General features: G+C 69.2%; 13 protein-coding genes. 6 read left to right on the top strand and 7 right to left on the bottom strand.

The window, feature by feature from the left end; translation table 11 throughout:
* Positions 1-2 precede the first annotated feature (2 nt).
* Genes OO71_RS16015 through OO71_RS16005 form a run of 3 tightly spaced genes read right to left on the bottom strand, consistent with a single transcriptional unit; the run spans position 3 to position 2,697 of the window.
* Positions 3-743 (bottom strand): SDR family NAD(P)-dependent oxidoreductase, encoded by a 741-nt coding sequence (locus OO71_RS16015; protein WP_033290567.1) that lies wholly within the window; start codon positions 741-743, stop codon positions 3-5.
* Positions 744-754: 11 nt separating this feature from the next.
* On the bottom strand, positions 755-1,900 hold the full coding sequence (locus OO71_RS16010; RefSeq protein WP_033290566.1) for an acyl-CoA dehydrogenase family protein: 1,146 nt from the start codon (positions 1,898-1,900) through the stop codon (positions 755-757).
* Positions 1,901-1,902: 2 nt separating this feature from the next.
* The gene (locus OO71_RS16005) at positions 1,903-2,697 is read right to left on the bottom strand and encodes an enoyl-CoA hydratase-related protein (RefSeq protein ID WP_033290565.1); all 795 of its coding nucleotides are present in this window, start codon (positions 2,695-2,697) and stop codon (positions 1,903-1,905) included.
* Positions 2,698-2,805: 108 nt separating this feature from the next.
* Here OO71_RS16005 and OO71_RS16000 point away from each other — a divergent pair, with 108 nt between their 5' ends.
* Positions 2,806-3,474 carry a TetR/AcrR family transcriptional regulator gene (locus OO71_RS16000; RefSeq protein ID WP_033290564.1) on the top strand — a complete coding sequence of 223 codons (669 nt, stop codon included), beginning with the start codon at positions 2,806-2,808 and terminating at the stop codon, positions 3,472-3,474.
* Here OO71_RS16000 and argS read toward each other — a convergent pair.
* The 3 genes from argS to OO71_RS15985 all read right to left on the bottom strand — a co-directional run bounded on the left by argS (position 3,428) and on the right by OO71_RS15985 (position 9,429).
* On the bottom strand, positions 3,428-5,155 hold the full coding sequence (gene argS / locus OO71_RS15995) for an arginine--tRNA ligase (RefSeq protein WP_033290563.1): 1,728 nt from the start codon (positions 5,153-5,155) through the stop codon (positions 3,428-3,430). The genes OO71_RS16000 and argS overlap by 47 nt on opposite strands.
* A gap of 48 nt (positions 5,156-5,203) precedes the next feature.
* Positions 5,204-6,487: an MFS transporter gene (locus OO71_RS15990; protein WP_033290562.1), complete on the bottom strand. Its 1,284-nt coding sequence runs from the start codon at positions 6,485-6,487 to the stop codon at positions 5,204-5,206.
* An 833-nt stretch (positions 6,488-7,320) separates the two neighbouring features.
* Positions 7,321-9,429: a RecQ family ATP-dependent DNA helicase gene (locus tag OO71_RS15985; protein WP_033290561.1), complete on the bottom strand. Its 2,109-nt coding sequence runs from the start codon at positions 9,427-9,429 to the stop codon at positions 7,321-7,323.
* A 176-nt stretch (positions 9,430-9,605) separates the two neighbouring features.
* Here OO71_RS15985 and nadD point away from each other — a divergent pair, with 176 nt between their 5' ends.
* Genes nadD through OO71_RS15960 form a run of 5 tightly spaced genes read left to right on the top strand, consistent with a single transcriptional unit; the run spans position 9,606 to position 12,856 of the window.
* Positions 9,606-10,205 (top strand): nicotinate-nucleotide adenylyltransferase, encoded by a 600-nt coding sequence (nadD, locus tag OO71_RS15980; RefSeq protein WP_084144976.1) that lies wholly within the window; start codon positions 9,606-9,608, stop codon positions 10,203-10,205.
* 55 nt (positions 10,206-10,260) lie between these two features.
* The gene (gene rsfS, locus OO71_RS15975) at positions 10,261-10,659 is read left to right on the top strand and encodes a ribosome silencing factor (protein WP_033290559.1); all 399 of its coding nucleotides are present in this window, start codon (positions 10,261-10,263) and stop codon (positions 10,657-10,659) included.
* Positions 10,656-11,270: a histidine phosphatase family protein gene (locus OO71_RS15970; protein WP_033290558.1), complete on the top strand. Its 615-nt coding sequence runs from the start codon at positions 10,656-10,658 to the stop codon at positions 11,268-11,270. The genes rsfS and OO71_RS15970 overlap by 4 nt, the downstream gene beginning before the upstream one ends.
* A gap of 4 nt (positions 11,271-11,274) precedes the next feature.
* The gene (gene octT, locus OO71_RS15965; protein ID WP_033290557.1) at positions 11,275-12,003 is read left to right on the top strand and encodes a diglucosylglycerate octanoyltransferase; all 729 of its coding nucleotides are present in this window, start codon (positions 11,275-11,277) and stop codon (positions 12,001-12,003) included.
* 4 nt (positions 12,004-12,007) lie between these two features.
* Entirely contained in the window at positions 12,008-12,856 is an 849-nt protein-coding gene (locus OO71_RS15960; protein ID WP_033290556.1) for a DegV family protein, read from the top strand.
* Here OO71_RS15960 and OO71_RS15955 read toward each other — a convergent pair.
* Entirely contained in the window at positions 12,853-13,980 is a 1,128-nt protein-coding gene (locus OO71_RS15955) for a glycosyltransferase (RefSeq protein WP_033290555.1), read from the bottom strand. The genes OO71_RS15960 and OO71_RS15955 overlap by 4 nt on opposite strands.
* Between the last annotated feature and the right edge of the window lie 22 nt (positions 13,981-14,002).

Raw genomic sequence — 14,002 nt, 5'->3', positions numbered from 1 at the left:
GGTCAGCTCATGGTGAGGCCGCCGCTGACGCTGACGGTCTGGCCGGTGACGTAGGCGGCCTCGTCGGAGGCCAGGAAGGCGACCACGTTCGCGATGTCGCCGGGCTGGGCGAGCCGGCGGAACGGGATGGCTTTCGTGAGTGCTTCGCGCAGCTTCGGGTCGCCGCCGCCGAGGGAGGCGAACAGCGCGGTGTCGGCCGGACCTGGGCAGACGGCGTTGGCGTTGACCTTGCTGCGGGCCAGTTCGCGGGCGATCGACTTGGTGAACGCGATGACGCCGCCCTTCGCTGCGGAGTACACCGCTTCGCCGGACGAGCCGACGCGCCCGGCGTCCGACGCGATGTTGACCACCGAGCCGTAACCCTGCTCGACCATCACCGGCAGCACCTCGCGGCAGGTGTTGAGCACGCCGTAGAGGTTGATCTGCACGATCCGGTCCCAGTCGGCGCGATCGGACTGCACGAACGGCCCGGCCTTGTCCCATCCCGCGTTGTTGACCAGCACGTCGATCCGGCCGAAGCGGCTGCGGACCTGCTCGACCGCGACAGCCACGGACTCGGGCGAGGTGACGTCGGTGTGCACGGCGGTGCCGCCGATCGCCGCTGCGGTTTCCTTCGCGGTCACTTCGTCGAGGTCGCTGACGACGACTGTTGCGCCTTCGGCGGCCAGTTTTTCCGCAATCCCGCGCCCGATTCCCCGTCCGGCACCGGTCACGAACGCGATTTTGTCGGTGAGCTTGGCCATACTGGTTCCCTTCATGGTGCAAATGCGCGGCCGAGCAGGTTGCGTGCGATGACGAGCTTCGACACCTGCGCGGTGCCGTCGCCGATTTCGAGGCCGATCACGTCGCGCAGCCGTTGCCCGACCGGGCTTTCACTGGAGTACCCGAGATGCCCGAACGTGAGGAGGCACTGGTGGATGGTCTCGGTGGCGAGTTTCGGTGCCCAGAACTTCGCCATCGCCGCTTCGGTGCTGTGGTCGAGGTCGTTGTCCTTGCGCCACAACGCTTCGTAACAGACGTGCCGCGCGCCGCGCAGGTAGGTTGCCTGCTCGGCGAGCGGGAACACGACGCCCTGGAAGGTGCCGATCGGGCTGCCGAACGCTTCGCGGTCGCGGGCCCATTGGAGTGCTTCGTCGAGCGACGCCTGCGCTGCGCCGAGGCAGGCGAGGCCGATGATCGCGCGTGAGTAGTCGAAGCCCTGCATCACTGAAACGAAGCCTTGGCCCTCGCCGCCGACCAGCGCTTCGCGCGGTACGGGCAGCCCGTCGAAGTGCAGCGACGCGCGGCCGATCGCGCGGCTGCCCAGGTCGTCGAAAGGGGAGCGGGACACGTGGGCGGCGTCCAACTCGACCCAGAATGCGCTGACCCCGCGTGCGCCGGGGCCGCCGGTGCGGGCGAGCACGAGCGCGACGTCGGCGGACATGCCGAGGGTGATCGACGTCTTCTCGCCGGTGAGCCGCCAGCCGTCGCCGTCCGGTTCGGCCTTCATCTCCAGCTTCGCGGCGTCGGTGCCGTGGCCGGGTTCGGTGATGCAGAACGCGGGTACCACCTCGCCGGACGCGATCGGCGGCAACCACCTGGCCTGTTGGTCTCCGGTCGCGTTGCGGGTGAGGATGTCGCTGACCAGCGCGCTGACGATGATCAGGTACGACGCGTTGAAGTCGCCACGCGCGACCTCCTCGGCGGCCATTCCCGCGAGCACCGCGCTCGCTTCCTGACCGCCGTGGTGTTCCGGAATGCGCAGGCCGGTCAGGCCCATCGCGGCCATGTCGGCGACCAGTTGCGGGCGCAGCTTCGCGGCTTTGTCGTCGGATTGGTAGTGCGGGGCAAGGACTTTCGCCGTGAACCGGCGGAGCTCCTGGCGGTAGGTGTCCTCGTCGTCGGTGAAGGTGAAGTCCATGGTCAGTGCCAGTTCACGCGCGAGACGAAGTCGGGTGTGCGCTTCTCGGAAAACGCTTGCGCGCCTTCCCGACCTTCCGGCGACGCCGTGAACAGGTCGAGCGCGGACATCGCCAGGTTGGACAGTCCGGCCTGGTGGTCGGTGTCGGCGTTGAAGGACTGCTTGAGGAACCGCAGCGCCGTCGGGCTCTTTTCGGCGACCTCCTCGGCCCAGGCTTTCGCGGTTTTGAGCAGGTCGCCGGCCGGGACGACGGCGTTGACGAGCCCCATCCGCTCGGCCTCGGCCGCGTCGTACTGGCGGCAGAAGAACCAGATCTCGCGTGCCTTCTTCTCGCCGACAACCCGCGCCAGGTACGCCGAGCCGAACCCGGCGTCGAACGACCCGACCCGCGGACCGGCCTGGCCGAATCGCGCGGTCTCGCTGGCGATCGTGACGTCACACAGCACGTGCAGCACGTGCCCGCCGCCGACCGCGACGCCGTTGACCGCGGCGATCACCGGTTTCGGGATGTCGCGGATGAGCTTGTGCAGGTTGCCGATCTCGAACAGGCCGCTCTCGGTCGGGCCGTAGTCACCGGTTTCGGCGCGCTGCTTCACGTCGCCACCGGTGCAGAACGCCTTGTCCCCGGCGCCGGTGAGGATCACGGCCTGCACGCGCTTGTCCGCCCACGCCGTGCGGAAGGCCCTGATCAGCTCGTCGACGGTCCGCCCGCGGAAGGCGTTGTAGCGCTCGGGCCGGTCGATGGTGATGATGGCCGCCGCACCGTCGAGCTCGTACCGGATGTCCTCGTACTCCATGGCCGCTCCCTTCGTGGTGTCTGACCACGGTGACAAAATTTGACTCTGAGGTCAAGAGTTGAATGTAAAGTCAGACGGTAGGCTACGGGCGGGACCGAGAGGAGCGGGATGGGCACGCAGGCGGTGAACGAGGCGCGGCCGCCGTCGGAGCGCGTGCAGCGCAAGCGCGGCAAGCGGATCCAGGAGATCCTCACCACGGCGGCCGAGCTGTTCGGCGAGCGCGGGTACGACGCGGTGAGCCTGGAGCACGTCGCCGAACGGCTCGACGTCACCAAGGGCTCGCTGTACTACTACTTCTCCAGCAAGGACGAACTCGGCACGGCCGCGATCGAGACCCTCGGCGACGAATGGACGGCTCGCCTCCAGCGCCTGCTCGACCGCACCGAAGGCCCGCCGGAGGTCCGGCTGCGGGCGCTCATCCACGAGCACATCACGATCGCGGTCCGCGACTACCCGGCGGCGCTGCGGCTTTTCCTGGTACCCCGCGAGTGGCCGAGCGCGCAGCGCGACCGCATCAAGGACCTCCGCCGCCGCCACGACGCGTTCTTCCGCGAGATCATCGAGGAGGGCGTGGCGAGCGGCGAGTTCACCGTCACCGGCATCGACACCGTGCTGCAGTGCATGCACGCCGCGATGAGCCAGGCGCCGACGTGGTGTGCCGAACTACCGCCCGCCGCGCGGGGGAAAGCTGTGGACGAGGTGGCCGACACGCTGATGGCACTCGTCCACATCAAAGGTGGGGCGGGGCCTCGATCCCGAGTAGTTCCAAGCCCTTGACCAGAGTGCGGGACGTCAGCGTGGCCAGCTGTACCCGCGAAGCGCGCAGCTCCGGTGTTTCCGCAGCGAGGACCGGACACTGCTCGTAGAAGCGCGAGAACGTCACCGCGGTGTCGTAGAGGTACGTACACAGCTTGTGTGGCGCGTAGGACTTTGTCGCCGCGTGTACTGCTTCGCCGAAGCGCAGCAGGGTGAGGGCGAGCGCGCGTTCCGCTGGTTCGGTGAGCAGCACTGGTGCGTTGCCTGCTTCGCCGTTGGCTTTCGTGAGGATCGACTCGATCCGCGCGTGCGCGTACTGGAGGTACACGGAAGTGTTGCCCTCCTTGGCAAGCATGCGGTCCCAGTCGAAGACGTAGTCGCGCTCGCGGTCGCCGGAGAGGTCGGCGTACTTGACCGCGCCGATGCCGACTGCCCGCGCGACTTCCCGCTGCTCGTCGGCGCTGAGCTCACTGCGCTCGGCGACGACCTCCGCAGCTTGCGCCACGGCCTCGTCGAGCAGGTCGGCGAGCTTGATCGTCTCACCGGCGCGCGTGCGCATCACCTTGCCGTCGGCGCCGAGGACCGAACCGAAACCGATGTGCTCGGCGTGCACTCCGTCGAGCCAGCCCGCCGCGCGGCACACGGCGAACACCATCGCGAAATGCTGCGCCTGCGGCGTGCCGACGACGTACAGGAGATCGGTCGCGCCGCGTTCGGTGGTCCAGTAGCGCGCGGTGGCGAGGTCGGTGGCCGCGTAGCCGTAGCCACCGTCGCGCTTGCGGACGATCAGCGGGAGCCGGTCGCCTTCGCGGTTGCGGAATCCTTCGGGGAACACGCAAACCGCGCCGTCGCTGATTTCGGTGAGGCCGTCGGCTTCGAGCTCGTCGACGACCTTCGCGAGGTACGGGTTGTAGAAACTCTCGCCGTAGATATCGGCGTCGGTGAGAGTGATGCCGAGCTGGCGGTAGACGGCGTTGAAGTGGCGGGTCGACTCATCGACGAGCTCTTGCCAGGTGGCGAGGGTGCCGGCGTCGCCGCTTTGGAGTTTGACCACCCGCTCGCGGGACCGGGTCGCGAAGGCTTCGTCGGCGTCGAATTTCTGCCGCGCTGCTTGGTAGAACGCGTTGAGGTCGCCGATCCCGCTGTGGCCTGCCGGTGGCTCGTCGAGGAGGTGCTCGATGAGCATGCCGAACGGCGTGCCCCAGTCGCCGAGATGGTTGTGCGGCAGCACTTCGTGGCCGGCGAACCGCAGCAGCCGCGTGATCGCGTCGCCGATCACGGACGACCGCAGATGCCCGACGTGCATTTCCTTGGCGACATTGGGACTGCTGTAGTCGAGCGCGATGCGCCGGGGCTGTGCGGCTTCCGGGACGCCGAGCCGGTCGTCCCCGGCCAGTCCGGTGACGCGCTGCTCGAGCCATTCGCGGCGCAGTACGAAGTTGAGGAATCCGGGTCCGGCGATCTCCGGCGGGTCGGCGACGTCGTCGAGATCGAGATGCCCGACGATCCCGGCGGCCACCTCGCGCGGCGGTTTGCCGAGCCGTTTGCCGAGACTCATCGCGAGGTTGCACTGGTAGTCGACACCGTCGCGAGTGGACACCGTGACGAGTGCCGCAGCCGGGTCGAGGTCGAGATCGAAGGCCCGGCGGAGAGCGGCGACCACGCGTCGGGCGAGTTCCTCACTAACCTCGAGCTGCTGCACGGTGTCCCTCCTTCGCGTCGTCGATCGCTGAAGGGTACCGAGCGCGCGTCAGGGCAGTTCGCTGCCCGCCGTCTCGGGCATGCGCAGGACCACGACGAACGCGATCGCGGCAGCGACTGCGACGTACCAGAAGAACGCCGTGGCCGCCCCGGCCGCGGACAGCGCGCTGAGCACGAGGGGAGCGGTGCCCCCGAACACGGCGACGGTGAGGTTGTACCAGGCCCCGATGCCGAGCCCGCGCAGTTCGGTGGGGAAGAGCTCGCTCATGATCGCCGGGGCGACGGAGGTCAGCGCGGTGTAGAGCGCGAGACCGACGCAGAACACGATGAGCAGATTCCCGAGCCCGGGCCGCACGAGGTACGAAAGCGGCACGATCACGAGCGCCATCGAACCGGACCAGACGAGCAGCTGCGGCCGCCGGCCGTAACGGTCGGCGAGCGCGCCCATCGGGTACTGGAGGATGACGAACAATGCGGTGGCGATCGAAAGCGCGAGGAAGGTGTCGACGTCGTTGGCGCCGCGGCCTTTGACCGCGAAGGACGTGAGGGCGCTGAAGAACGTGTAGTAGCAGAGCGTGGACAGCATCGTGAAGCCGATGAGCTGGCCGACCGCCCGCGGATGCCGGGTGAGCGTGGTGAGCAGCGGTCGCTCGACCCGCCGCGCGGTTTCCTTTTTCTCTTGGTACAGCTCGGTTTCCTCGAGACTGCGCCGCAGCCACAGCCCGACCAGCCCGAGCACCCCGCCGAGCAGGAACGGAATCCGCCAGCCGAACGAGGTGAGGTCCGCCTTGCCCATCGTGCGCGCGAGCACGAACCCGAGGACGGTGGCGATCAGCACGGCCGACCCGGTGGAGATGTAGAAGAACGAGGAGTACCGCCCGCGCCGCTCCTTGGGCGCGACTTCGCCGAGGTACGCGGACGCATTGGACACCTCACCCCCGAGCGAAAGCCCCTGCGCGACCCTCGCGAGCAACAGCAAGACGGGTGCCAGCCAGCCGACCTGGGAGAACGTGGGCAAGATACCGATCGCCACGGACCCCCCAGCCATGAGCGAGATGGTGAGAATCATGGCCGGCTTGCGCCCGTGCACGTCGGCGAACCGCCCGAGCAGCACCCCGCCGAGCGGCCGGAAGAAGAACGCGAGCGCGTAGGTGGCGAACGTGTTGATCAGCGCGAGGGCGTCGTTGCCAGGCGGGAAGAACGCGGCCGCGAAGTAGATGCTGAACGTGGCGTAGATCGTCCAGTCGAACCACTCGAGCGCATTCCCGGCACTGGCAGCGAACAACTTCCGCACGGGCAGCCGATGCCGCGCTTGCGTCGTAGGACCGGGCATCGAGCAACCTCCACGTCCGCACGGGTGGAAGCGCACTTTGCCAGAAAGGCCTGGAGATCGGTAGATCTCTGCCGGATGTGATGGTGAGTGGTTGTCCAACCGTGGGGTGATGCGGTGGCGTTTGCGCCAGGTGGCGGATCGTGTTTTGGGCCAGGCGGAGCTGGGCTGGGCTGACCCAGGCTGAGCTGACCCGAGCCGTAGTCGGCGGGGCCGAATCGGTCTGATCCGGACAGGGCTGAGCCGACCCGGGCTGGTCCGGCCCGGGCTGATTCGGGCTGGGCCGAGCTGGCCCGGGGTTGAGCCGGGCTAAGCCGGGCAGGGCTGACCTGACCCTGGCAGGGCCGGGCAGGGCCGGGCAGGGCTGGCCCGGGCAGGTTTGACCCGGGTCGGGCAAGCCGGGCAGGGCTGACCTGATCTGATCGGATCCGGGCCGAGCTGGCCCGGGGTTGAGCCGAGCTAAGCCGGGCAGAGCTGACCTGACCTGGCCCGGGCAGGGCTGGCCCGGGCCAGGTTTGACCCGGGTAGGGCTAAGCCGGGCCGAGACGGGTGAGCGCGTTGCGACTGCACAGGCGCTCAGACCACACCTTCGGCAACCGTGGCTCGCGGCGGTGGCTCGTCGCCGTGTGCAGCCCTGACTTCTGCTCGCGGCTTCAGCTCAGTCCGGCCTCAGGCGGCCCGACCTCACCTCGCCATCGCCGCCGCAGTTTCCGCGCGCGCCCCGGTTTCCAATCTCGACCAGCCAATCTCGACCAGCCAATCTCGACCCGCCAATCTCGACCAGCCAATCTCGACCCGCCAAGTCTCGACCAGCCAAATCTCGACTCGCCAACCCATCACGCCGTGCTGGCCAACGCGAATGGCAACACCTCCTCCGCCCCTGCTTGCCGTAGCAGGCGGGCCGCCAGGGTCATCGTCCAGCCGGTGTCGATGATGTCGTCCACCAGCAGGACCGGGCCTCGCGTTTGTGCGACGCTCGCCGCCACGTCCTCCGGCAGGCTCAACCTCCGCCACAGGTCGGCCAGGCGCTGGGCGCTGTTCGCCTGCCGGGGTGGTGGGCCCGACGACGCCAGTTCGCCCAGGTAGTCCAACCGGCCGATGGCGGACAGTCGCAGGGCCAGGCTGTCTACCAGCTGCGGACGGGTCGCTGACGGGATCGCCACCACCGCCACCGGTCGCTGCGTCCACTGCCAGCCCGCGAGGACCTTCACGCAGGCGTCGAACACCGAGTCGGGCACCTCGGTGTCGGACGCGCCCGGGCCGAGCAAATCGCGCAACCGGCCGCCCCAGCCGACGTCGGTGAGGCGGCCCAGCACCTGTCCCGCCGAGGCCTGCTCGCCCGCGGCGATCCGGCCCGACAGGGGTACGTCGAGCCCGCCCATCCCGCTCGGCCACTGCTTGCGCGGTGCCACCTCCACCCCGGGCCGATCGAGCCGTTCCCGGGTGGCACCCGCGACCTCGTCCGACACCGAGGTATCCCAATGCTGCCCGGTGCAGTTGTCGCAGCGGCCGCACGGCGCAGCGTCCGGGTCGTCGAGCTGAGTGCGCAGATATTCCATCCGGCACCCGGCAGTCCGCAGATACCCGAGCATCGCCTCCTGCTCGGCGGCCCGCGCGGCACCGACGCGTTCGTACCGCTCCCGGTCGTACTCCCACGGCTGCCCCGTGCTCTCCCAGCCGCCGCGGACCCGGCGTACCGCACCGTCCACATCGAGCACTTTCAGCACCATCTCCAGCCGCGACCGGGAAAGCTCGACCGACGGCTCCAGCGCGACTGTCGAAAGTGGACGGTCGGCGTACTCGAGCGCGTTGAGTACCTGCGTGACCCGCAGCTCGTCCGGGAACGCGAGCGACCCGAAGTACGCCCAGATCGCCTTGTCCTCCCGCCCCGGCAGCAGCACGACCTCCGCCCGCTCGACGCCGCGGCCGGCGCGCCCGACCTGCTGGTAGTAGGCGATCGGCGACGACGGTGCGCCCAGGTGCACCACGAACCCGAGGTCCGGCTTGTCGAACCCCATCCCGAGCGCCGACGTCGCCACCAGTGCCTTGACCCGGTTGGCCAGCAGGTCGTCCTCGGCGGCCTGGCGGTCGGCCGGATCGGTTTTGCCGGTGTAGGCGGACACCGCGTACCCACGGTCGGACAGCAGCGCGGTGACGTCGTTCGCGGCGGCGACCGTGAGCGTGTAGATGATGCCCGACCCGGGCAGCTCCGCCAGATGTTCGGCGAGCCACGCCAGCCTTGCCTCGTCGGAGGGCAGCTCGGCCACGGCCAGCCGCAGGCTTTCCCGATCGAGCGGACCGCGGAGGACGAGGGTGCCCGCCTCGTCGCCGATGCCGAGCTGCTCGGCGACATCCGTGGCCACCCGGTCGTTCGCGGTCGCCGTGGTGGCCAGCACCGGAACGCCTTCGGGCAGGTCGCCGAGCAAGGTCCGCAACCGCCGGTAGTCCGGCCGGAAGTCGTGGCCCCAGTCGGAAATGCAGTGTGCCTCGTCCACCACGAGCAGCCCGGCGCTGGCGGTGAGCTTCGGCAGCACGCTGTCCCGGAAGTCCGGGTTGTTGAGCCGTTCCGGGCTGACCAGCAGCACGTCCACCTCGCCTGCCGCCACCGACGCCTGCACCTGGTCCCACTCCTGTGCATTGGCCGAGTTGATCGTGGCCGCGTGGATGCCCGCCCGCGCCGCGGCGGAGATCTGGTTGCGCATCAAGGCAAGCAGCGGCGACACGATGACCGTCGGCCCCGCGCCTTGCTCCCGCAGCAGCGCCGTGGCCAGGAAGTACACCGCGGATTTGCCCCATCCGGTGCGCTGCACGACGAGCGCCCGCCGATGCTGCGCGACCAGCGCCTCGATGGCGGTCCACTGGTCTTCGCGCAGTGCTGCGGTGTCTCCGGCGAGCGCGCGCAGCAGGGTCTCGGCGCGGGTTCGCAAGGTGTCGGTGGTGTTCACGTCCCCACGTCTACCCCATCCCCCCGACAAAGTGGGAGCCGGAACGGGTGCGAACGGACCGTTCGCACCCCAAAACAGAGAGTTATGTGACTCATATCACAATTGCGCCGGAGAGTAACCGAGGTCGCAGCCGCGACGGCCTCCGCGCGCGCCCGCGCGTATTAGGCTCACCGGCTATGTCACCACGCCGGATCGGGGTCATGGGCGGCACCTTCGACCCCGTGCACCACGGCCACCTCGTCGCAGCCAGCGAGGTCCAGTCACGGTTCGCGCTCGACGAGGTCATCTTCGTGCCCACCGGGCAGCCGTGGCAGAAGTCCGGCCGCCGGGTCACCCGCGCCGAGGACCGCTACCTGATGACGGTCATCGCCACCGCGTCCAACCCGGTGTTCTCCGTGAGCCGCGTCGACATCGACCGCGGCGGCCAGACCTACACCGTGGACACCCTGCGGGACCTGCACGAGGAATACCCGGACGACGAACTCTTCTTCATCACCGGCGCGGACGCCCTCGAGCAGATCCTCACCTGGCACAAAGCAGGCGAGCTCTTCGACTTCGCGCACTTCATCGGCGTCACCCGGCCCGGTTACCGGCTCAACTCGCACCATCTGCCGAGCGGCAAGGTGAGCCTCGTCGAGGTCACCGCGATGGCGATCTCGTCCACCGGATGCCGCGAGCGCGTCGAGCGCGGCGAGCCGGTCTGGTACCTCGTGCCCGACGGCGTCGTCCGCTACATCGCCAAGAAGGACCTCTACCGCAAGGACGCCGGGGCCTGACCGGGTACCCTCGTGCGGGCGTACCCAGAATCCGGAAGAGCAAGCAGGGAGCACTGTGGCAGCGACGTCCGAGGCACGGGACCTGGCGGTGGCGGCCGCGCACGCGGCAGCCGACAAGCTGGCCAGCGACGTGGTCGTGCTGGACGTGTCCGACCAGCTCGTGATCACCGACGCGTTCGTGATCGCGTCCGCGGCGAACGAGCGGCAGGTCGGTGCGATCGTCGACAACGTCGAGGAGAAGCTCCGCATCGACGGGCACAAGCCGGTGCGGCGCGAAGGCGCCCGTGAGGGCCGGTGGGTGCTGCTCGACTACGTCGACGTCGTCGTCCACGTGCAGCACCAGGAGGAACGGTCGTTCTACGGCCTCGAGCGGCTGTGGAAGGACTGCCCGCGGATCGAGGTCGAAGGGCTGGCGACCGTCTCCGCCGACGACGCGGACGGCCCGGAGGCGTGAGCCCGCGGCGGCTGCTGCTCTGGCGGCACGGCGAGACGGACTACAACGCCGCCGGCCGCATGCAGGGACACCTCGATTCCGCGCTGACCCCGGTCGGCTGGAACCAGGCCCGGTTCGCCGTTCCCGCGCTGTCGCGGTTCGCCCCCGACCTGGTCATCGCCTCCGACCTGCATCGCGCGACGGACACCGCGACCGTGCTCACCGACGCCATCGGCGTGCCGCTGCGCATCGACAAGCGCCTCCGCGAAACGCATCTCGGCGAATGGCAGGGGATGACCGGAGCCGAGGTCGACGCGGCATACCCGGGTGATCGTGTCCGGTGGAGCACCGACGCGGCGTGGGCGCCGCCCGGCGGGGAATCGCGGGTCGACGTCGCCGCTCGCGCCGTCGAGGTGGTCGACGATCTGCTGCAGCCGAACGCCGACACCGGCGAAGCCGTATTGCTCGCGACGCACGGTGGTCTGATCGTCGCCCTCACCGCGCGGCTGCTCGGTCTGCCGGTCGAGGTGTGGCCGTCGCTCGGGGGGATCATGAACTGCCATTGGGTAGAGCTGGGCCGGCGCGCCGGGAAGTGGCGCCTGCACGCGTACAACGCGGGTATTACCGGCTGACCCGGTGGGCCCGCAGCTGCTCGTCTTCGGCGATTCGCTCAGCTTCCACGGACCCGAAGGCCCTTGTGCGGCCGACGATCCGCGGTTGTGGCCCAACGTTGCCGCCAGTGCGCTGTCCGGGCACGCGGACCTCGTCGCCGGGATCGGCTGGACCGCACGCGACCTGTGGTGGTCGCTCACCGGAGACCCGCGAGTGTGGGCTGATCTGAGCCGCGTCGATGCTGTCGTGCTCGCTGTCGGCAGTATGGACACGCTGCCGTCTCCGCTGCCGACGTACCTTCGCCAGGGACTGCGTTACCTTCGCCCCGACGGCGTGCGTCGCGTCGTACGTGGCGCCTACCTCGCCGCGCAGCCACGGTTGTCTGTCGTGCTGCGCGGGCGTCCTAGGGTGCTGCCTGCGCGGTTGAGTGTGAGCTATCTGGACCAGTCCGTCGAAGCGTTGCGCGCGTTGCGGCCCGAGCTGCCTGTGGTCGGGATGCTGCCTTCGGTGCACCGCGCGGACGCGTACGGGCGCGTACACACAGGACGCGCCGAAGCGGCTGCTGCGATGTCTTCGTGGGCCGCGCGTTGCGAAGTCCCGTTACTCGACACGCCCGGCGTAGTTGGCGAACATGTGTTGAGCGGCGCAGGAAATCCCGATGGCATGCACTGGGGATGGGCTGGACACGAAGCTGTCGGCACGGCGATGGCGAAGCTGGTTGCGCCGTACCTCGGCACTGGCGACGTAGGCTGACGACGTGTCGGTCGCCGTGGTCACGGACTCCACCGCGCACCTGCCCGAAGGCTTCGCCGAGCGGCACTCGGTGCGCGTAGTGCCCCTGCATGTCCTCGTCGACGGCGAGTGCTCACTCGACGGTGTCGAAATGGGTCCGGCCGCCCTTGCGGAGGCGCTGGGGGAGCGCAAGATCGTCACCACTTCCCGGCCCACGCCTGCCGAATTCGCTGCCGAGTTCCGGGCCGCGCTGGATTCGGGTGCGGACGCCGTGGTGTCGGTGCATTTGTCGCGCGAGCTGTCGGGCACGTGGGAGGCCGCGGTGCTGGCCGCCGAGGAAGTGGGTTCGGACGTCGTGCGCGTGGTCGATTCCCGTACCACTGCGATGGGTTTGGGGTTCGCGGCACTGCACGCGGCTGTTGCGGCCGCCGACGGATTGAGCGCCGCGGAAGTCGAAGCCGCTGCCGTGGATGCGGCCGCGCGCTCATCGACCCTCTTCGTGGTCGAGACTTTGGAACACCTCCGCCGCGGCGGCCGGATCGGCTCGGCCGCCGCGCTGCTCGGTACGGCACTGGCGGTGAAACCGGTGCTGCACATGTCCGAAGGCCGGATACTGCCGCTGGAGAAGGTGCGCACGATGAACCGTGCGATCGGACGGCTGGTCGAGCTGTCCGTGCAGGCGGCCGGTGACGGACCGGTCGAACTGGCGGTGCACCACCTCGCGTCTCCGGAGCGGGCCGTCGAGCTGGCCAACCGCCTTGAGGAAGCCGTGCCCGGCTGTGCTGGAGGCTGTGTGGTGTCGGAGCTCGGTGCGGTGATCGGCGCGCACACCGGACCCGGGGTGCTCGGCGTGGTGGTGCAGCGCGCTTCCTAGCCCTTGGTGGAGACCGATTCCACCAGCCGGGCGGCGACCTCTGCCGGTGATGGCAGCGCGGCGATGTCGTCGGCGATCCGTTTCGCGCTGCCGCGGATCGCGTCGTCGGCGAGTACGGTGCGAACGGCTTCGGCGATGGTCTCCGGAGTAGCCGTACCCGGGCCGAACGAAATCCCGGCGCCGGCCGCGGACACCCGATCGGCCTGAACGAACTGGTCTGCTCCTTGCGGGACCACGACGAGCGGAATCCCGTGCGCCAGCGCGCCGAGGGTGGTTCCTGCGCCGCCGTGCGTGACCACCGCGTCGACACCGGTCAGGAGCTCGGACAGCGGGGCGAATGGGGAGAACGCCACATTCGCCCCGGCGCCGGGGAAGTCCTCGGTCTTGGCGGCGAAGCCGAGGGTGACCAGCAGCTCAGCGTCCACAGTGGACAGTTCAGCGAGTACTGGGTTCAGCACCTCGGGCTCGGTGAAGACAGTGCCGAAAGTGACCAGTACGCGCCTTTTCGCGGGTATTGCCGGGCTTGCCGGCCGCGCACCACGATGAGCCTCCGGGCGCAGGGCCCACCGGTTGCCCGGCGCGATCCACCCGTCGACCTGCAGCGACGGCGGGCAGGTGTCGAAGAGCCACGACGGGGCGACCGGGGTGGCGCCGAGCTCCCGGTAATGTGCGTGCGCCGCCTCGACCATCGGGTCGTAGAACTCGGGCGGAACGGCCGGACCGAAGGTGAGCGAGCCGAGCGGGATGCCGAGTTCGGCGGCGACCAGCGGGCCGATGAAATCGTCGAGTTCCGAGATGATGACGTCCGGCGCCCACGTGCGGCCAGCCGCCAGTGCCTCTCCGGCGCCGTGCTGGAGCCGGCTACGTACGAAGAAGTCGGTAATGGATTCCGGTGTCGGGTTGGCGGCCGGATTTGCACCGGTTCGCTCGAATACGTCGGCGAACAAAACTTCCGGCATCGGCCCGGCAGGAAGGAAATCGAAACCCTCGGAATCAATGGCCGGGGAGAGCCCGGCGGCGGTCAGGAAACCGGCGGTGTGCCCGGCGTCGCGAAGGGCACGGGCCAGCGGCACCAGCGGCAGGATGTGGCCGTACGCAGGGGTTGCCGAGAAAAGTACCTTCATCCGGGAAACGTATGACGCCGGT

Source organism: Amycolatopsis jejuensis (genome assembly GCF_000717335.1).
GTDB classification, from domain to species: Bacteria; Actinomycetota; Actinomycetes; order Mycobacteriales; family Pseudonocardiaceae; genus Amycolatopsis; species Amycolatopsis jejuensis.
The sequence above is the reverse complement of the archived record's forward strand: the minus strand, read 5'-3'. Positions and strand labels throughout refer to the sequence as shown.